Origin of the sequence: Salinicola socius, from assembly GCF_001937195.1 — a bacterium.
In the GTDB taxonomy this organism is placed as follows: Bacteria; Pseudomonadota; Gammaproteobacteria; order Pseudomonadales; family Halomonadaceae; genus Salinicola; species Salinicola socius.
The window spans coordinates 43,757-62,311 of sequence record NZ_MSDO01000023.1; the positions used below are offsets into that span (position 1 = coordinate 43,757).

The 18,555-nt window shown below is 62.5% G+C and carries 15 protein-coding genes; 8 read left to right on the forward strand and 7 right to left on the reverse strand.

Features of this window, described 5'->3' with window-relative positions; genetic code table 11:
- Window positions 1-12: 12 nt before the first annotated feature.
- The 3 genes from BTW07_RS15480 (at window position 13) to BTW07_RS15490 (ending at window position 4,104) form a co-directional block, all read left to right on the forward strand.
- Window positions 13-846, forward strand: coding sequence for an amidohydrolase family protein (locus BTW07_RS15480; protein ID WP_075571079.1), 834 nt, complete (start codon window positions 13-15; stop codon window positions 844-846).
- Window positions 847-913: 67 nt separating this feature from the next.
- Window positions 914-2,215, forward strand: a complete 1,302-nt coding sequence (locus BTW07_RS15485) for an SLC13 family permease (protein ID WP_075571080.1) — start codon at window positions 914-916, stop codon at window positions 2,213-2,215.
- Window positions 2,216-2,346: 131 nt separating this feature from the next.
- Complete coding sequence (locus BTW07_RS15490) at window positions 2,347-4,104, forward strand: M14 family metallopeptidase (protein ID WP_075571081.1); 1,758 nt, start codon at window positions 2,347-2,349, stop codon at window positions 4,102-4,104.
- Window positions 4,105-4,121: 17 nt separating this feature from the next.
- Here the strand turns inward: BTW07_RS15490 and BTW07_RS15495 are convergent, their stop codons facing one another.
- Window positions 4,122-5,606 (reverse strand): amidase, encoded by a 1,485-nt coding sequence (locus tag BTW07_RS15495; RefSeq protein ID WP_075571082.1) that lies wholly within the window; start codon window positions 5,604-5,606, stop codon window positions 4,122-4,124.
- A gap of 106 nt (window positions 5,607-5,712) precedes the next feature.
- On the reverse strand, window positions 5,713-6,729 hold the full coding sequence (locus BTW07_RS15500; RefSeq protein WP_075571083.1) for a 1-aminocyclopropane-1-carboxylate deaminase: 1,017 nt from the start codon (window positions 6,727-6,729) through the stop codon (window positions 5,713-5,715).
- Between the two features lie 181 nt (window positions 6,730-6,910).
- Here BTW07_RS15500 and BTW07_RS15505 point away from each other — a divergent pair, with 181 nt between their 5' ends.
- The 5 genes from BTW07_RS15505 to pnp all read left to right on the forward strand — a co-directional run bounded on the left by BTW07_RS15505 (window position 6,911) and on the right by pnp (window position 14,135).
- Window positions 6,911-7,402 carry an Lrp/AsnC family transcriptional regulator gene (locus BTW07_RS15505; RefSeq protein ID WP_075571084.1) on the forward strand — a complete coding sequence of 164 codons (492 nt, stop codon included), beginning with the start codon at window positions 6,911-6,913 and terminating at the stop codon, window positions 7,400-7,402.
- Window positions 7,403-7,576: 174 nt separating this feature from the next.
- Entirely contained in the window at window positions 7,577-8,494 is a 918-nt protein-coding gene (gene kdgD / locus BTW07_RS15510; protein WP_075571110.1) for a 5-dehydro-4-deoxyglucarate dehydratase, read from the forward strand.
- 225 nt (window positions 8,495-8,719) lie between these two features.
- Window positions 8,720-9,994: an enolase C-terminal domain-like protein gene (locus tag BTW07_RS15515; RefSeq protein WP_244158400.1), complete on the forward strand. Its 1,275-nt coding sequence runs from the start codon at window positions 8,720-8,722 to the stop codon at window positions 9,992-9,994.
- 160 nt (window positions 9,995-10,154) lie between these two features.
- Window positions 10,155-11,732: an aldehyde dehydrogenase (NADP(+)) gene (locus tag BTW07_RS15520; RefSeq protein WP_075571086.1), complete on the forward strand. Its 1,578-nt coding sequence runs from the start codon at window positions 10,155-10,157 to the stop codon at window positions 11,730-11,732.
- A gap of 273 nt (window positions 11,733-12,005) precedes the next feature.
- Entirely contained in the window at window positions 12,006-14,135 is a 2,130-nt protein-coding gene (gene pnp / locus BTW07_RS15525; RefSeq protein WP_075571087.1) for a polyribonucleotide nucleotidyltransferase, read from the forward strand.
- A gap of 65 nt (window positions 14,136-14,200) precedes the next feature.
- On the opposite strand, the gene BTW07_RS15530 is transcribed toward pnp, so the two are convergent.
- The 5 genes from BTW07_RS15530 to panB form a co-directional block, all read right to left on the reverse strand.
- The gene (locus tag BTW07_RS15530; protein ID WP_075571088.1) at window positions 14,201-15,226 is read right to left on the reverse strand and encodes an acyltransferase family protein; all 1,026 of its coding nucleotides are present in this window, start codon (window positions 15,224-15,226) and stop codon (window positions 14,201-14,203) included.
- Window positions 15,227-15,379: 153 nt separating this feature from the next.
- The gene (gene coaA, locus BTW07_RS15535) at window positions 15,380-16,336 is read right to left on the reverse strand and encodes a type I pantothenate kinase (RefSeq protein ID WP_075571089.1); all 957 of its coding nucleotides are present in this window, start codon (window positions 16,334-16,336) and stop codon (window positions 15,380-15,382) included.
- A gap of 50 nt (window positions 16,337-16,386) precedes the next feature.
- Window positions 16,387-16,881 (reverse strand): GNAT family N-acetyltransferase, encoded by a 495-nt coding sequence (locus BTW07_RS15540; protein ID WP_075571090.1) that lies wholly within the window; start codon window positions 16,879-16,881, stop codon window positions 16,387-16,389.
- Window positions 16,874-17,749 carry a pantoate--beta-alanine ligase gene (panC, locus tag BTW07_RS15545; RefSeq protein ID WP_075571091.1) on the reverse strand — a complete coding sequence of 292 codons (876 nt, stop codon included), beginning with the start codon at window positions 17,747-17,749 and terminating at the stop codon, window positions 16,874-16,876. Before panC ends, BTW07_RS15540 begins: the two co-directional genes overlap by 8 nt.
- Window positions 17,749-18,540 carry a 3-methyl-2-oxobutanoate hydroxymethyltransferase gene (panB, locus tag BTW07_RS15550; RefSeq protein ID WP_075571092.1) on the reverse strand — a complete coding sequence of 264 codons (792 nt, stop codon included), beginning with the start codon at window positions 18,538-18,540 and terminating at the stop codon, window positions 17,749-17,751. Before panB ends, panC begins: the two co-directional genes overlap by 1 nt.
- Between the last annotated feature and the right edge of the window lie 15 nt (window positions 18,541-18,555).

The window sequence follows — 18,555 nt, forward strand, 5'->3', positions numbered from 1 at the left end:
CAAGGGCCATTCATGACGCAACTCGCTACCGTCACGCTGACCGGGGTCGATTCCCATGCGCATATCTTCCATCAGGGCCTGAGACTGACCGACAGCCGCCGCTACAGCCCGGACTACGACGCGACCGTCGAGCAGTATCTCGGCCATCTCGACGATTGTGGTCTTTCCCATGGCGTGCTGGTGCAGCCGAGCTTTCTGGGCACCGATAACAGTCACATGGTCGCGGCGCTACGCCGTTTCCCGCATCGCCTGCGCGGCACAGCGGTGGTGGAACGGGACGCGGCCGACGAATCGCTCGACGAACTGGCCGAGGCCGGCGTCGTCGGCATTCGACTCAATCTGATCGGCCAGCCGTTGGAAGATTATCGTAGTGCGCCGTGGCGAACGCTATTCGCCAAAGTGGCGCAGCGAGGCTGGTCGGTGGAGATTCAGCGCGGCATGGAAGATCTCGACGTGGTCGTACCGCAGATCCTGAAGTCGGGTGTCGCGGTGGTGATCGATCATTTCGGTTTGCCCAATGGCGAGATCGATCCGGTCAATTCGCACCATCAGGCGCTGTTGTCGCTGCTTTCAAGCGAAAACATCTGGGTCAAACTGTCAGCGACCTATCGTAGCCGCTCGAATCTGGATCAGGCGCGATGCTCCATCGATCGCTTGCGTGATGCCTACGGTCATAGCGAGCGATTGCTGTGGGGCAGCGACTGGCCTCACACGAGGTTCGAGTCCCAGACCGATTACGAGGCGCAGTTCGCCCTGATGCAGACACTGCTGCCGAATGCGGCTGAACGTCAGCGGATTCTGGCCGATAACCCGGCCACGCTGTTCAAGATCGGACCTGCGAACTGAAGGCCGACGGACGACACGACAAGCACGCATGAAGAGTGCATGACAAGTACGCAAGGGGAACAGAATTATGATGAGTCTTCTGGTGGTGGGAGCGATCGTCGTTTCCATCGTTTTGGGTTATCGCACCAAAATCAATATCGGGCTGTTCGCGATCGCCTTCGCGTATCTGATCGGTTGCTTCGGGCTGGGTTTGAGCCCCAAGGAAGTGATCGCCATGTGGCCGCTGAAGATATTTTTCATCATCTTCTCGGTCTGTCTCTTCTACAGTTTCGCCATCGTCAACGGCACGCTGGAGAAGCTGGCCGAGCATCTGATGTACCGCTGCCGCCATTTTCCACATCTGCTGCCGTTCGCCATCTTCCTGGCGGCGGTGGTGATCTCCGCACTCGGTGCCGGCTATTACACGGTGCTGGCCTTCATGGCGCCGATCACGCTGCTGCTGTGCAGCCGCACCGGGCTGAACCTGATCGTCGGCGCCATGGCGGTCAACTATGGTGCATTGGCAGGCGCCAACTTCGTTTCCAGTCAGAGCGGCATCATCTTCCGCACGCTGATGACCAATTCGGGCATCTCCGACAATCAGGCTTTCATCAACAGTTTCGGCATCTTCGCCAGCACCATGATCGTACCGATCGTGGTGCTGGCCGGTCTGATTCTGTTCAGCCGCAAGCGAGGCACGGCGATGGTATCGATGGCGCATGTCGATCGCCCGAGCCCGCTGAGTGCTGACCAGCGTTCCACCCTGATTCTGACCCTGGTGATGATGGCGACCGTGCTGCTGCCGCCGATCGCCAGTCTGATTCTGCCCGACAATACCGCTGTAGCGTTCGTCAATTCCAAGGTGGATATCGGCCTGATCGCCAGCGTGTTCTCGGTCATCGCGCTACTGATGAAACTGGGCGACGAGCGCAAGGCGATCGCTTCGCTGCCGTGGGGCACGATCATCATGATCTGCGGCGTCGGCATGCTGATCTCGGTGGCGATCAAGGCGGGCACCATCGATCTGCTCGGCTCCTGGATCGGTACCAACATCCCGCCGGTGCTGATCCCCGTCGCGTTCGGCGTCGTTGCCGCGTTCATGTCGCTGTTCGCCAGTACCCTGGGCGTGGTCACGCCGGCACTGTTCCCGCTGGTGCCGTCGCTGGCCGGCACGCTGTCGATCGATCCGATGATCATCTTCATCGCCATCGTGGTCGGCGCGCAGGCCACCTCGATCTCGCCGTTCTCCTCCGGTGGCAGCCTGATTCTCGGCTCCTGCCCGACGGACGAAGCGCGTTCGGGGCTTCTGCCCAAGCTGCTGTTCCGCGCCGCGCCGCTGGGTTTCATTGCCGCGCTGGTGTTCAACCTGCTGCTGACGTTCGTGTTCTGAACGGGGTGGGTGACAAATGGTCATCGTCGTCGTAGCGTGACCCTCACCGCATGACCCGGAGCGGCGCCTTTATCGGAAAGGGCGCCGCTTCTTCGTTGTGCTTTCGAAACCGTCCTGCGAGGAGTGTCGTCGTGATCCTGTTCGAGAAACACTACCCCGCGACGCTCGATCTGCTCGTCGCCGAATCCACCGGGCGAAGACTGGAAACCTGGACGTTCGATGATCAGTCCACGCGGCGGGCGGCCGAGGCCACGCTGGCGCGTCGAGGCATCACGGCGCGCTGTCGTTCGGCCTACAAGCCTTTGGTCTGCGCTTTTCGCGAGGAGATCGCGACCCAAGGTCTGGTCAGCGTCGAGATCGTCTATCCGATTCATCCGGCCGCCCAACCGGCACGCTTTCTGCTCGAGAGCTACCCGCTGTCGGCACTCTATCCGGCGGTCGATTTTCGGTTCGAGGCCGGCGAGATCAGCGAAGCAGTCCCGACTTACCGCCTGCGACTACGCTACGCCGACGGTCGCGATGAAACGCTGGACGTGCTGGCACCCAACCGATCCCACCGCGATTTCGCCGACGAGGAGGCGCTGTCACCCTGCGGCTGGCAGATCGTCGAGGGTGCCGCGAGCAAGCTGACGACCGTTTACGAGCAGCTGTTCATGGAGGCGACAAGTGCGATCAGGGACGGCGAGTGGGGCGACGAGCCCTGTTTCGAAGCGCCCTGTTTCGAAGCGCCCTATTTCGAAGAGCCCTATTTCGAAGAACTCAACATCACCGCGACGCTACCGATCGCCGATGAGCCTCTCGGCTACGCCGACGAGGTGATGTCGCTGCGGGAGGCGCTGCACGAGGATTTCTATTTCTCGCTGCTGGAACTATTCCAGCGTCGTTCCGGACGGCCGTTGGGCGATCGTCATCTGCGGCCGGGCCAGATCGTGCCGGAGATCCGATTCGGTACGGAGTATTCGGTCAAGGTGGAAACGCGGGGCTATGACCGTGAGTCGATCACGACTCACCACGAGCCGCTGGATGCCGTCACCCGGCCGTTGTCGACACGTCAGATAGGCGAGGAGCTGGCCAGGCTCGGCGGTATCGCGTTTCACGCGATCTCCGTGGCGGGGCGTCGCCTCGAGGGGCGTTACTTCGCGGGCCCGGATCGGGCCATGATCATCTCGGCGGGCCAGCACGCCAACGAGACCAGCTCGCCGGCCGGCACGCTGCAGGCGGCGCAGCTGCTGGCATCCCGCGACGGGGCTCACTTCACGTTATGCCCGCTGGAGAACCCGGACGGCTATGCGCTGCATCAGCGTCTGATCGCCGATAACCCCCGGCATATGCATCATGCCGCGCGCTACACGGCGCTCGGTGATGATCTGGAATACCGTGAAGACGATCGCCATGAGACGGCCATTCGGCTCGAGGCGGAACGGCTCAGCGAGGCAAGGCTGCATCTCAACCTGCATGGCTATCCGGCGCATGAATGGACGCGGCCGCTGTCGGGGTACATTCCACGTGGGTTCGAAATGTGGACGTTGCCCAAGGGATTCTTTCTGATCCTGCGCCATGCGCCTGGCTGGGCCGAGGCGTCACGCTGGCTGATCGAGCGGGTAACGCTGAGCCTTGATGAGGTGTCTGGCTTGCGCGCGTTCAATGATCGCCAGATCGCCCTGTTCGAAAGATATGCCGGCGAAACCGGCTTCGAGATGATCAACGGTTTCCCGTGTCTGATAATGGAGGACGACCGCCATCGCGTGCCGATGACATTGATCACCGAATACCCGGACGAGATGGTCTACGCTGCCGACTTCCAGGCTGGCGTCGCGGCACAGCGGGCCACGGTGCTGGCGGCCTACGACGCGCTGCAGGCGCTACCCGATGAGCGCCTGGCTTCCTGACCGGCGGTCGGTCGTGGTCACACGCCAAGCGCCGGCGGCAGGATCGCCAGATCGCCACCGACCGTTTCGAAGGCGCGCGCCAGTTGTAGTACGCCCCAGTCGTCGCGGGGCTTGCCGATCAGCTGGAAACCCATGGGCAGGCCGGCATCACTCGATCTGGTTGGCAGGCTGATCGCCGGGGCGCCGAGCATCGAGGCGGGAATCACCACTTCCATCCAGCGGTGGTAGCTATCCATCGTTCGCCCGGCGATCTCGTGAGGCCAATGTGTCTCCACATCGAAGGGGAAGACCTGGGCGCTGGGCATGGCCAGATAGTCGAAGCGTTCGAACAGGGCGCTCCAGGCGCGGTAGGCGTCGCCACGCTGTACGTTGGCAACGTGGATGGCCTGCGCCGAGAGTCGCAGACCGCGTTCGATCTCCCACCTGGCTTCCGGTTTCAACAGGGCGCGGCTGGCGGGGTCGGCGTAGTGCGCGCCGAGGTTGCCGGCGACGGCCCAGTGGCGCAGCGTCGTCCAGCTGTCCCACAGCGTCTCGGGATCGAAGGGCAGATCGACGGTTTCCACTTCGCAACCGAGCTCGGTAAAGCGCGCCAGCGCCGTTTCGCACAGCGGAAGAATGCCCGTCTCCATCGCCAGGTAGCCGCGCCAGTCGCCCATCCAGCCAATCTTCAATCCACCAACGTCGCGTTCAAGAGCAGTCGCAATATCGCCGCCTGCGGGGACCAGCGGCTCTCCCAGCGAAAGCGGAACGCGCGAATCGAAACCGGACTGCGTCTCGAGGAGTCGCGCCACGTCTTCGACGGTTCGCCCCATCGGACCGTTGGTGGCAAGCTGCTGACCGAACGGGTCGGCGGCGAGACCGGGCACGCGCCCGAACGAAGGACGAAAGCCGATCACGTGATTGAAGGCGGCAGGGTTTCGCAACGAGCCCATCATGTCGCTGCCATCGGCGACCGGCAGCATCCGCATCGCGAGTGCCGCCGCCGCGCCACCGCTGGACCCGCCGGCGGTGCGCGAAGGATCGAAGGCGTTACGGGTGGCGCCGAATACCGGGTTGTAGGACTGCGAGCCGAGGCCGAATTCCGGTGTGTTGGTCTTGCCGATGATGATGGCGCCGGCCGCACGCATGCGCTCGGCCATCAGGCTGTCCTGGCCGGTAATCTGACCGACGAGCAACGGTGAGCCTTGGGTGGTCGGCAGGCCTTTGGCGTCGGAGAGATCCTTGATGGCCTGGGGGAAGCCGTGCATCCAACCGCGAGACTGCCTGACGGCGAGTTCGCGATCGGCGATCTCGGCCTCGGCGAGCAGCGGAGCGCGTTCGCGACGGGAGACGATGGCGTTGACCACAGGGTTCACGACGTCGATATGCTCGAGGTAGGCGGTCATGACCTCGCGGCACGAGACCGATCGGTCGTGAATGCGCTGCGATAGCGTGGTCGCCTCCCAGCTAACGATCTCGTTCAGTGGCGGTCGGACTGGCGTGCGGTCGGAAGCGTTGGACATCGGCAGGATTCCGGCAAAAGTGGGTATCGGCAGCATACCGCAGTGGCGTGGCCGGCACGCCACTGCAGCTTTCTGGCTCGTGCCCGTTCGACTCATCTGGTCCGATTCAGCCCTGATGAAACAGCTCGGCGTAGGCGCTGAGCGCCGGTGCGCCGCCGAGGTGGGCGTAGAGCACCTTCGAACCCGCCGGGAACTCGCCCAGGCGTACCTTCTCGATCATGCCGTGCATCGATTTCCCCTCGTAGACCGGGTCGGTGAGCACGCCTTCGAGCCGACCGCAGAGCCGAATCGCTGCCATCGTGCCGTCATTGGGCAGGCCGTATTCCGGATAGCCGAAGCGGGTATCGAGCATCACGTCGTCGGCGGTGATCGGCTGGCCGAGCTCGACCAGCTCGGCGGTGTTCTGGGCGATGCGCAGTATCTGGGCGTGGGTCTGCTCCGGCTTGGCCGAGGCGTCGATACCGATCACCTGACGGGCGCGGCCGTCTGCGGCAAAGCCCACCACCATTCCGGCCTGGGTGCTGCCGGTGACCGAACAGACGACGATGTAATCGAAGCGGAAACCCAGCTCGCGCTCCTGCTGACGGACTTCCTCGGCGAAGCCGACGAAACCCAGCCCTCCGTAGGGGTGCTCGGAGCATCCGGCAGGAATCGGATACGGTTTGCCGCCTTTCGCGCGTACGCTTTCCATGGCGCGTTCCCAGCTCTCGCGGATGCCGATATCGAAGCCGGCGGGATCGAGACGGACATCGGCACCCATGATGCGTGACAGCTCGATATTGCCGACCTTGTCGTAACTGGCATCGTGATAGTTGACCCAGTTCTCCTGCACCAGCACGCACTCGAGACCCAGATGTGCGGCGACCGCGGCGACCTGGCGGGTCTGATTGGATTGAATACCGCCGATCGAAACCAGCGTGTCGTAGCCGCCTTCGAGCACCTCGGGGATCAGATACTCGAGCTTGCGCGTCTTGTTGCCCCCGAAGGCAAGCCCGCTGTTGCAGTCTTCACGCTTGGCATAGAGTTCGACGTCGCCACCGAGATGCTGGCTCAGACGCTTCAGCGGCGTAATGGGGGAGGGACCGAAGGTCAACGGGTAACGAGAAAACTTGTCGAGTTTCATGGCGGGACCGGTTGTTGTTGTGAAGTGGACCCGGTCTATCCTAGAGCGAAACGGTAAAGTTGGGGTTGCAAAATCAGGATCATATTCGGAAATTAAAATCGGATTTTTCTATTTTATAGACTTTTTATTTTATGATTTATCGATACAAGGCAATTAAATTAAGCGAAGCAGGTGCAAGATCATGTCGGAAGTCGGTTACCACACGGGCTCGTCGCTGGATCGCATCGATCGTCAGATTCTCGAGCAGCTTCAGCGCGATGCCTCGATCTCCAATGTCGCCCTGGCCGAGCGCGTCAGCCTGAGCCCGCCGGCGTGCCTGCGCCGTGTGGAACGGCTCAAGCAGACAGGGGTGATCAAGGGCGTGGTTGCGCTGCTGGACGCCGAGCGGCTCAATGTCGGAATGGTAGTGTTGATCGGTGTCGTGCTGGATCGCTCGACGCCGCAGTCGTTTGCCGATTTCGAAGCGGCCGCCCAGCATATCTCCGGCTGCATGGAGTGCCATGTGGTCACCGGCGAGTTCGACTATTTCCTGCTGATCCGTACCCGCGACAACCAGAGCTTCAACCGGCTGCATGCCGAGCAGCTGATCTATTTGCCCGGGGTGCGCCAGATCCGCTCGTTCATGGGGTTGCGCGAAGTGCTATCGACAACGCAGTTACCTTTCGGTCGCTGAAGCGTCGGTGAGCGTGCCGGATCGGGGAATTCATCTAAGGTCTAACGGCAATCTAGTATGATGTATGACAACATGCCCACAGAATATCACTCTTTCGTTTTCTGCCCTTGGCGGGGCGCAGCGGCCAAGTGATGGAATGCTGGTTTACGTTAACCCACGATGAGGGGAATCAAGGTGAATTTTTCCAAAGAAGCGGTTGTTGCCTCGATCACCGACGGTCTGCTGTCTTTCCCGGTGACCGATTTCGATGCCGACGGCAAGTTCGACGTCGAGAGCTATCGCCGCCGTCTGCTGTGGCTCAAGGAGTATGAGGTTTCCGCCCTTTTCGTGTCAGGCGGTACCGGTGAATTCTTCAACATGACGATCGAAGAGTATCGCGAGATCGTCAAAGTCGCCGTGGAGACCATCGGCGGGCATGTGCCGATCATCGCCAGCGCCGGTCAGAGCGCCGAACTTGCCAAGGCCCATGCCAAGGCCGCGCAGGAAGCGGGCGCCGACGGCATTCTGCTGATGCCGCCGTACCTGACAGAATGCCCGCAGTCCGGCATCGTCGAGTACGCCGCCAGCGTCTGCGATTCCACCGATCTCAGCGTGATCTACTACAACCGCGCCAATGGCTATCTCACCGTCGATGGCGTTCAGGCGCTGGCGGATCGTTGTCCGAACCTGGTCGGCCTGAAGGATGGCAAGGGCGACATGCAGGCGCTCAACATCATCATCAAGACGCTGGGCGATCGCCTCGCGTACGTGGGTGGCGTGCCCACGGCCGAAATCATCGCCGAAGCCTATCTGGCCATCGGCGTCAGCACCTACTCTTCCGCGGTTTTCAATTTCGTGCCGGAGATGGCGGTGAAGTTCTATCAGGAACTGCGCAAGGGCAACCGCGAGTTCGTTCGTCAGGCGACACGCGAGTTCTTCATCCCGTTCGTCACCATGCGCGATACCCAGAAAGGCTATGCCGTCAGCCTGATCAAGGCCGGTGCCGATCTGGTCGGTTATCCGGGTGGCGACGTGCGTGCGCCGCTGACCATGCCTAACGAGAAAGAGCGGGCCACGCTCAAGCAGTTGATCGAAAAAGCCCGCGCGCTCTGATCGAGATTCGGGATCATCGGGGCGACACGATGTCGCCCCGCGATTTTTATTGTGAACCGCTTTCGCTGCGAACGACTTTCAATGTGGATCAATGGTTCGGTGGTGCTTCACTGGCAGTGAGCCCACGCCGTGCCGTCCGATAGCTGGAGAACCCCCCTTATGTCGAGCCACGCTACGCCCACTATCAGGGATATGAAGGTCATTCCGGTTGCCGGCCGGGACAGTATGCTGCTTAACATCGGTGGGGCGCACTCTCCCTATTTCACTCGCAACCTGGTCATTCTCGAGGATAGCGCTGGTCATGTGGGTGTTGGCGAGGCGCCGGGCGGCGAGACGATCCAGCAGTCGCTGGAACAGGCGCGCCCGCTGGTCGTGGGTCAGCCCATCGGTAAGCTGAGGTCGATGGTGGCATCGTTGCATTCCGCCGGTCGCGGTGCCGATTTCGAGGACTTCGGCAAGGGCTCCTGGACCTTCGAGCTGCGGGTCAATGCGGTCGCGGCGCTCGAGGCGGCACTGCTCGATCTGTTCGGCAAGTTCCTCGACGTGCCCGTTGCCGAACTGCTGGGCGACGGCAAGCAGCGCGACAGTGTCGAGGTGCTGGGCTATCTGTTCTTCATCGGCGATGGTCACGCCACGCCGCTTGGCTATCGCCGCCAAACCGAGGGTGCCAGTCACGACTGGTACCGTCTGCGCGACGAGGCGGCGATGACGCCACAGCGAATCGTCGAGCTGGCCGAAGCGGTACACGATCGCTACGGGTTCAGGGATTTCAAGCTCAAGGGCGGCGCCCTGCCGGGCGAGCAGGAGATCGAAGCCGTTACTGCGCTGCACAAGGCTTTCCCCGAGGCACGTACGACCATCGATCCCAACGGCGCCTGGTCGCTCGACGAGGCGATTCGGCTATGCCGGAATCTGCACGACGTCATCGCCTACGCCGAGGATCCCTGCGGCGCCGAGCAGGGGTTCTCGGGTCGCGAGATTCTGGCCGAGTTTCGCCATGCCACCGGGCTGCCGGTAGCCACTAATATGGTGGCGACCAACTGGCGCGAAATGGCCCATGCGCTGATGCTGCGCTCGGTCGACATTCCGCTGGCCGATCCGCACTTCTGGACGCTGTCCGGCGCGGTGCGAGTGTCACAGCTGTGTCAGGATCACGGCATGACCTGGGGGTCACACTCCAACAATCATTTCGATATCTCGCTTTCGATGTTTGCCCAGGTCGGTGCCGCCGCCGTCGGTCGCACTACTGCGCTGGACACGCACTGGATCTGGCAGGAGGGCGATGCCCGCCTGACCCGCAATCCGCCGCAGATCGTCGATGGCAAGGTCGCAGTGACAGACGCCCCGGGACTGGGGATCGAGATCGACATGGAGCGCATCGAGCAGGCCAATGCGCTCTATCGCAGCCTGCCCGCCGGGGGGCGTAACGATGCCATGGCGATGCAGTATCTGATCGACGGCTGGCAATTCGATCCCAAGCGTCCGGCCCTCGTGCGTTGAAACGACCGTGCCGTGGACCCATGTAGTCAGGATCGCCCGGCGGAGACGAATCCGCTCGGTAACGGTTTCAAGACACTATGCTGTGGCAGGTACAAGATAAGTTGCATCCGGCTCAATGCCGGTAGATGAACGAGTATCCACCATCACTGCAGGAGGCAACATGAATCTGACAGGTGAAATGCTAATCGGTCAGCAGGCCGTCAAGGGAAGTCGCGATCCGATCCAGGGGATCAATCCGGCAACCAACGAACGCCTCGATCCGAGCTACCCCGGTGGCACTCAGACTGAGGTCGATCGCGCTTGTGAACTGGCGTGGAACGCGTTCGACAGCTATCGCGAAACCTCGCTCGAGGATCGCGCCAAGTTTCTGGAAACCGTTGCCGATGAGATCGAAGCGATCGGTGATCCGCTGATCGAGCGCGCCGTGGCCGAATCCGGCCTGCCCCAGGGTCGTATCCAGGGCGAGCGTGGCCGCACATGTGGCCAGCTGCGACTGTTCGCCAAGACCGTGCGTGCCGGCGAGTGGCTGGACGTGCGTATCGATCCGGCGCTGCCGGACCGTCAGCCGATGCCGCGGGTCGACCTGCGCCAGCGCCATATCGCGCTGGGCCCGGTGGTGGTGTTCGGTGCCAGCAACTTCCCGCTGGCGTTCTCCGTCGCCGGTGGCGACACCGCTTCTGCACTGGCGGCGGGCTGTCCGGTGATCGTCAAGGCACATGGTGCGCATCCCGGTACCAGCGAGCTGGTGGGTCGTGCCATCCAGGCCGCGGTCAAGAAGTGCGGCCTGCCGGAAGGCGTGTTCTCGCTGATGTACGGCTCCGGTCGCGAAGTCGGCACGGCGCTGGTCACCGATCCGCGCATCAAGGCGGCCGGCTTCACCGGTTCGCGCAGCGGTGGTCTGGCATTGTGGAAGGCGGCGCAGTCGCGTCCCGAGCCGATCCCGTTCTATGCCGAAATGAGCTCCATCAACCCGGTCTTCCCGCTGCCGGCGGCGCTGAAGGCGCGTGGTGAAGAGATGGGCAAGGCGTTCGTGGGTTCGCTCAACATGGGCGCCGGGCAGTTCTGCACCAATCCTGGTCTGGTGATCGCGATCAAGGGGCCGGAACTGGACGCCTTCGTCAACGCCGCCAGCGAGGCAGTCAAGGGCAGTGCCGCCCAGACCATGCTCACGCCGGGCATCTTCGATGCCTACGAGAATGGCGTCAGTACGCTGGCCGGTAGCGGCAAGGCGAAGGAAGTCGCGCGCGGCCAGAAAGGCGAAGGCCCCAACCAGTGCCAGACCGGTCTGTTCGTGGCCACGGCTCAGGATTTCCTGGGCAGCGACGCGCTGCAGGAAGAGGTGTTCGGCTCCACGTCGCTGGTGGTCGAATGTGCCGATGCCGCCGAGCTCAAGCAGGTGGCCGAGCACCTGGAAGGTCAGTTGACCGCTACGCTGCAGATGGACGACGCCGATCTGGAGGCCGCCAAGGCACTGCTGCCGATCCTCGAGCGCAAGGCGGGTCGCGTGATGGTCAACGGCTGGCCGACCGGGGTGGAAGTGTGCGATGCCATGGTTCACGGTGGCCCGTTCCCGGCGACCTCCGACTCGCGCACCACCTCCGTGGGCACCGCGGCGATCTTCCGTTTCCTGCGTCCGGTCTGCTACCAGGATCTGCCGGACGCGCTGCGACCGGAAGCGATCAAGCAGGACAACCCGCTGAAGCTGCGTCGTCTGGTCGACGGCAAACGCGAAGCGTGAGTCTCTGCCGCCCGGGCTGCCGATCGGCGACCGGGCGGATGGCGTAGAGATTCTCGACCGTTCGAAGATTTTCTAGCGTCCGAAGATTCTCGATCGTCCAGAGCCGAGACCTCCACCCTCAGGGTGGAGGTCTTTGCGTTTTCAGGCGGCGTTTTTTCGTATTGACCGGTATGGGACCAAGGTCGCCCATCGGTAGCTCTCTCTTCCACGAACGCCTAGAATAAGCGCCGAGTCAAAAGACCCAATATGAATTCGACAAGTAAAGGAAAGCCCGTGAATCCGGTTCAGACCACGTTCCAGTACGGTTCGAGTACCGTCACCCTAGAAACCGGGCGCGTCGCGCGCCAAGCCACCGGCGCTGTGCTGGTCACCATGGACGACACCGTGGTGCTGTGTACCGTCGTCGGTCGCAAGAACCTCAAGCCCGGCCAGGATTTCTTCCCGCTCTCCGTGCACTACCAGGAGAAGACCTACGCCGTGGGCAAGATCCCCGGTGGCTTCTTCAAGCGCGAAGGGCGTCCCACCGAGAAAGAGACGCTGACCTCGCGCCTGATCGACCGTCCGATTCGTCCGCTGTTCCCGAAAGGGTTCATGAACGAAGTGCAGGTCATCTGCACCGTGCTCTCCGCCAATCGCAACCAGGATCCTGACATCGCCGCGATGATCGGGACTTCCGCGGCGCTGGCGATCTCCGGCCTGCCGTTCAGCGGCCCCATCGGTGCGGCGCGCGTCGGCTTTACCGAGTCACGTGGCTACTTCCTCAACCCGACGGTCGAAGAGCTCGCTACCTCCGAGCTCAACATGGTCGTGGCCGGAACCGACAAGGCCGTGCTGATGGTCGAGTCGGAAGCGCAGGAACTGACCGAAGACGAGATGCTGGGCGGGGTGCTCTACGCCCACCAGGAAATGCAGGTTGCGGTCGACGCGATCAAGTCTCTGGTCGGCGAAGCGGGCAAACCGAAGTGGGATTGGCAGCCGGCCGCCGTCAATGGCGAGCTCAAGGAAGCCATTGCCGCCAGCTTCGAGTCCGCCGTGGGCGAGGCCTATCGCATCACCGACAAGATGGCGCGTCAGGATGCGCTGGCCGAGATCAAGGACAAGGCGATCGAGCAGCTGGCCAGCGGTGATGCGCCGCAGTACAGCGTCGATGAGGTCAGCGGCGCGCTGGCCAGCCTCGAGAAGCACACCGTGCGTCGTCGTGTCGTCGCCGGTGAGCCGCGCATCGATGGCCGTGACCACAAGACCGTGCGCCCGCTGGACATCAGTGTCGGCGTGCTGCCGCGCACCCACGGTTCGGCCCTGTTCACCCGTGGCGAGACTCAGGCGGTGGTCATCGCCACCCTGGGCACGCTGCGCGACGCTCAGCTGATCGAATCACTGGAAGGCGAGCGCAAGGATCGCTTCCTGATGCACTACAACTTCCCTCCGTACAGCGTGGGCGAAGCCGGCTTCATGGGTGGCCCCAAGCGTCGCGAGATCGGTCATGGTCGTCTGGCCCGCCGCGGTATCCAGGCGATGCTGCCGAGCGAAGCGGATTTCCCCTACACCATTCGCGTCGTCTCCGAGATCACCGAATCCAACGGTTCCAGCTCGATGGCCTCCGTGTGCGGCTCCTCGCTGGCGCTGATGGATGCCGGCGTGCCGATCAAGGCGCCGGTGGCGGGTATCGCCATGGGGCTGGTCAAGAATGACGATGGCTACGCCGTGCTGACCGACATCCTGGGCGACGAGGATCATCTCGGCGACATGGACTTCAAGGTGGCCGGTTCCGCCAACGGCGTGACCGCGCTGCAGATGGACATCAAGATCGAAGGCATCAACGAAGAGATCATGGAGACCGCGCTGCAGCAGGCGCATCAGGCTCGCATCGAGATTCTCGACCAGATGAATGCCGTGATCGGCCAGAGCCGCACCGAGGTCTCCGACCACGCCCCGGCGATGCAGACGATCAAGATCTCTCCGGACAAGATTCGTGATGTCATCGGCAAGGGCGGCGCGACCATTCGCAGCATCTGCGAAGAGACCGGCGCCTCGATCGACATCGACGACGACGGCACCGTGCGGATCTACGCCGAGGATCGCTCCGCCGCCAAGCGGGCCATCGATACCGTGCTCGGGATCACTGCCGAAGCCGAAATCGGCAAGCTCTACCGCGGCAAGGTCGTGCGTCTGGCCGACTTCGGCGCCTTCGTCAACTTCATGCCGGGTACCGATGGCCTCGTGCACATCTCGCAGATCGTGCCGGAGCGCGTCAACGACGTGAAGGAATATCTGAACGAAGGCCAGGAAGTGACCGTCAAGGTGCTCGATATCGACAACCGCAATCGCGTGAAGCTGTCGATCAAGGAGATCACTCCGGAAGAGAAAGCCGCTTTCGAAGCGACGCTCGTCACCGAAGAGTAATTCTTCGGCGGTGACCGACGACGCCCGGCCTGCATCCTGCAGGCCGGGCGTTTTTCATGGGCGTCTCATGCCGCGACAGCTCGAGGGCGCGGCATCGGCAGATGGCGCTTGAGCTGTCGCGAGAACTTCTTCTCCACGAACTCGAAGCTGAGCCACGAGCAGACCGCGATGATCGGCAGGCAGATCGCCAGCGCCAGGTAAGGACTGAGACCGAACTGCTCGGTCAGCACGTAGTTTCCCGACCACAGCACGATCACGTGGAGCAGGTAGGTGGAGTAGGACCAATCCCCCATCGCCTTGAACACGCGATTGTCGCCGATACGCGACTCCAGTCCGATGAACGCGATGACCAGTAGCGCACTGGGCAGGCCCCAGGCAAAAAAGCGCTTGGCTCCCGAGGGATCGTCGAAGCACAGAATGGTCGCGGTGCTGGCAACTGCCAGTGCCAAGGGCCACCAGCGGCCCCCGGGAATGCCGCAGCGGGTGTAGACGGCACCGATCCCCAGGCCGAGCAGGAACTGGAAGATGATCGGATCGGTATAGAAGTTGCTGATGAACGGTTGATGCGCGAATAGCGTGTTGATGACCACGATGGTCAGTACCACGGCCCACAGCCGCCACTCGCGTTTGAGCATCAGCGAAGCGGCGAAGACGAGATAGAACAGCATCTCGAAGTTGAGGGTCCAGCCGACCGGCAAGATCGGATAGTAGCCGTAGCCGGCCGGGTTTTCGGTGGGAATGAAGAACAGCGACAGGATCAACGGCTTCAGGCCCAGGCCGTACTCGGGCATGACGTCGCTGGCAAAATAGATGACCAGCGCGGTGATGGCGGTGTAGAGCCAGTAGGCGGGAACGATTCTGACGACGCGATGCAGCAGAAACTGTGGCGTCGTCAGCCGCTTGCCACGACTCGAAACCGTGATGACGAAGCCGCTGATGACGAAGAAGATATCCACACCCACCTGGCCACGGGTGGAAAACAGATATTCGACCCAATTATCCGCCTTGAAACCGAAAAATACCTGCATGAAGTGATGAAAGACGACGATCCACGCCGCCAGGGCTCGTAGCGCCTGTACTGAAATCAGCATCCTTACTTATCCTGCCCATGAACTCCCAAGACGCTCTATGGGAAGGGCAGCAAGCGAAAAAGTTCGGTGGTTTTACACAAAATGACAAAACGGTGTTTCTGAATCGGCCACTCCGCAAGGTTGGTGAGCGCCTCGGTTAGCGTTCGGTCGCGATCACAGCTTGCGTAACGCGACCTGTTCCACCAGGTGGTCACGGCCCTTGCGCAGGATCAGATCGGCACGAGGGCGGGTGGGCAGAATGTTCTCGCGCAGGTTGCGTCGATTGATATCCCGCCATAGCCCTTCGGCGATCTCCACGGCCTCGCTTTCGCCGATCTGAGCATAGCGATGGAAGAACGAATCGGCGTTCTGGAAGGCGGTCTGTCGCAGCAGCTTGAAGCGTTCCAGATACCACTCGTGAATATGATTCTCCTCGGCATCGATGTAGATCGAGAAGTCGAAGAAATCCGACACGAACGGCACCATCTTGCCGTCCTCCGGCAGGTCGCGGACCTGTAGCACGTTGATGCCTTCGACGATCAGGATGTCGGGGCGATCGACGGTCTGGTATTCATGTTCGCGCACGTCGTAGGTCAGGTGCGAATAGAGCGGCGCCTGAACGTTGCGCGCTCCGGCCTTGATCCAGGACAAGAAGCGCAGCAGGGCGCCGATATCGTAACTCTCCGGAAAGCCCTTGCGAGCCATCAGGTCCCTGTCGCGTAACGTGGCATTGGGGTAGAGAAAACCATCGGTCGTGACCAGGTCGACCTTGGGGCTGGAAGGCCAGCGTGCCAGCAGCTCCTTGAGAATGCGTGACGTGGTCGATTTTCCCACGGCGACGGAACCGGCGATGCCGATGATGAACGGCGTCTTCTGGGTGTCGTCGATATCCAGGAACCGCTTGCGCTGGGCGTAAAGCCGCTGGCTCGCTTCGACATAGGACGAGAGCAGGCGCGACAGCGACAGGTAGATCCGCCGTACCTCGCCCAGATCGATCGGATCGTTGAGCGAACGCAGCCGCTGCAACTCCTCGGCGGAGAGGGTCTGCGGCGTGTCGGCTCGAAATTCGGCCCACTGCTCGGCCGTGTAGAACTGATACGGGGAGAAGGGGTCCGGTCTCAATTGGTTCATCGTGTCTCTTCTACTGTCGAGCCGGCGGCGTCACCACGACGCGGCAGAGGCTAGAGGTCTGCACTGTCGCCATTGATGGCAAATTGTCTCAGCTGCATCGGCTGAATGCCACGCGTGTCGATCGCGCCTTGGTTGACGAAGCCCAATCGCCGATAGAGATCGATCGCTGGCTGGTTGTCGGCGAAGACATTGAGCGTGATGCGCTCGGCGCGACGCTGACGCGCCTCCGCCAGCAATCGTCGGCACAGCACCTCGCCCAGCCCCCTTCGCCGTTGCGCCGGGGAGACGATGATCCGGGCCAGATGATAGTGGCGTTCACCCTTGATGACGAGCTGGCCGAAGGCGGCCGGCCGGGACTCGGATTCGAGACAGAATGAAATCGAGTTCGGATTGGGTCCATCGATTTCCCGCCACAGCGTGTTGCCATCCGTCGGCCACGAGAGGCCTGGTCCGGCCCAGCGTTCCAGCGCCGCTGGCGTCTCGATCCATCCTGCGATAGGTGTCAGGTCCGTCGGCAGCGCCGGGCGCCAGCGAGCATCAGCCATGGCGGGTGCCGGCGTCAGGAGAGCGAAACGTGACGGCGAGATTGTCGATCAAGCGCGTCGACCCGAGATAGACCGCGCCCAGCAGGCGGCCTTCGCGATGCTTCGCGGCATCGAATGGCGCCAGCAATGGTCCGCGGAGTTCCAGATAGTCGAGTCGAAAGCCGGCTTCCTGCAGCGCCTGCGTGGCATCCGCCAGCGCGGTGCCGGGCGACTGGCCGCTGGACAGCGCATCGCGGCAGCGCGATAGCATCAGGTGGAAGGTGGGCGCCAGCGCACGGTCGCTCGCGGTGAGATAGCCGTTGCGCGAAGAGAGCGCAAGACCGTCTTCGGCTCGAACGGTGGGCACGCCGACGATCTCGATCGGGAAGTGAAGGTCGGCGACCAGCTTGCGTATGACGGCCAGCTGCTGGAAGTCCTTCTCGCCAAAACAGGCGATGTCCGGCTGGATGAGATGAAACAGCAGCGACACCACTGTGGCGACGCCATCGAAGTGGCCGACGCGAGTTCCCCCGCAAAGCCCCTCGGAAATGTCCGGCACGTGGATCGTCGTCTGTGACTCGAGGCCACCGGGATAGAGCGTCTCGACACTGGGGACGAACAGCACATCGCAGCCGCGTGTCGCCAGCTGCTCGCGATCGTCATCGAGCGTGCGCGGGTACTGGCCAAAATCCTCGCCTGCGCCGAACTGCAGCGGATTGACGAACAGCGTGGCAACGACCACATCGGCCAACGCTCGGGCGCGATCGACAAGGCTCAGGTGGCCCTCGTGCAGGTTGCCCATGGTCGGAACCAGCGCGATGCGCCGGCCGGCGATCCGGTGCTCACGCAGGGTTTCACGCAGTGGCGCGATCTCGTGCAACGTCTGCATCAGAAGCAGTGCTCCTCGGCTGGGAAGCGGCGGGATTTGACTGCCTCGTCGTAGGCGCCAAACGCCGCTTCGATGCTCTCCTGGCCTTTCAGGAAATTCTGCACGAAACGGGGCACGTAGCCGCTGCTCAGGCCCAGCGTGTCGTGCATGACCAAAATCTGTCCATCCACGTCCGGCCCGGCGCCGATCCCGATGACAGGAGCGTCGACGGCCTCACGCACGGCCCGGCCGACGACTCGAGGCACGCACTCGAGCAGGATCACTGACGCGCCGGCCTCGACCAGCAGCCGGGCGTCCTGGACGATGCGCTCTGCATCGTCGGCGGCCTTGCCCTGGACCTTGAAGCCTCCCAGCTGGTGGACACTTTGCGGGGTCAAGCCGAGGTGTGCGCAGACCGGCACGCCGCGACGCGAGAGTTCGCGAATGCCGTCGGCCATCCACGCCTCGCCCTCGATCTTGATCAGCTCGGCACCGGCGCGCATCAATTCGCCGGCGTCGCGCAGCAGCTGGCCGGTATCGGCGTTGCTCATGAACGGCAGATCGACCATCAGCAGGCTTCGCTGCTTGCCACGCGCCACGCACTTCGTGTGATAACGGATGTCTTCCAGCGTGACCGGCAGGGTGCTGGCGTGGCCCTGTAGCACCATGCCCAGCGAATCGCCGACCAGCAGCACATCGATTCCGGCCGAATCGGCACAGCGCGCCAGGGTGGCGTCGTAGGCGGTCAGGCAACTGAAAGCTTCTCCGCGCGCCTTGCAGTCGCGCAGCGTATTGAGGGTGACACGCTTCATGCTTTCTCTCCCATG

Excerpts from the sequence above, each read along its gene's own strand:
- BTW07_RS15480 (WP_075571079.1), top strand. The coding sequence starts at position 13 with ATGACGCAACTCGCTACCGTCACGCTGACCGGGGTCGATTCCCATGCG.
- BTW07_RS15485 (WP_075571080.1), top strand. The coding sequence starts at position 914 with ATGATGAGTCTTCTGGTGGTGGGAGCGATCGTCGTTTCCATCGTTTTG.
- BTW07_RS15495 (WP_075571082.1), bottom strand. The coding sequence starts at position 5,606 with ATGTCCAACGCTTCCGACCGCACGCCAGTCCGACCGCCACTGAACGAG.
- BTW07_RS15500 (WP_075571083.1), bottom strand. The coding sequence starts at position 6,729 with ATGAAACTCGACAAGTTTTCTCGTTACCCGTTGACCTTCGGTCCCTCC.
- BTW07_RS15505 (WP_075571084.1), top strand. The coding sequence starts at position 6,911 with ATGTCGGAAGTCGGTTACCACACGGGCTCGTCGCTGGATCGCATCGAT.
- BTW07_RS15515 (WP_244158400.1), top strand. The coding sequence starts at position 8,720 with ATGCTGCTTAACATCGGTGGGGCGCACTCTCCCTATTTCACTCGCAAC.
- BTW07_RS15520 (WP_075571086.1), top strand. The coding sequence starts at position 10,155 with ATGAATCTGACAGGTGAAATGCTAATCGGTCAGCAGGCCGTCAAGGGA.
- BTW07_RS15530 (WP_075571088.1), bottom strand. The coding sequence starts at position 15,226 with ATGCTGATTTCAGTACAGGCGCTACGAGCCCTGGCGGCGTGGATCGTC.
- coaA (WP_075571089.1), bottom strand. The coding sequence starts at position 16,336 with ATGAACCAATTGAGACCGGACCCCTTCTCCCCGTATCAGTTCTACACG.
- BTW07_RS15540 (WP_075571090.1), bottom strand. The coding sequence starts at position 16,881 with ATGGCTGATGCTCGCTGGCGCCCGGCGCTGCCGACGGACCTGACACCT.
- panC (WP_075571091.1), bottom strand. The coding sequence starts at position 17,749 with ATGCAGACGTTGCACGAGATCGCGCCACTGCGTGAAACCCTGCGTGAG.
- panB (WP_075571092.1), bottom strand. The coding sequence starts at position 18,540 with ATGAAGCGTGTCACCCTCAATACGCTGCGCGACTGCAAGGCGCGCGGA.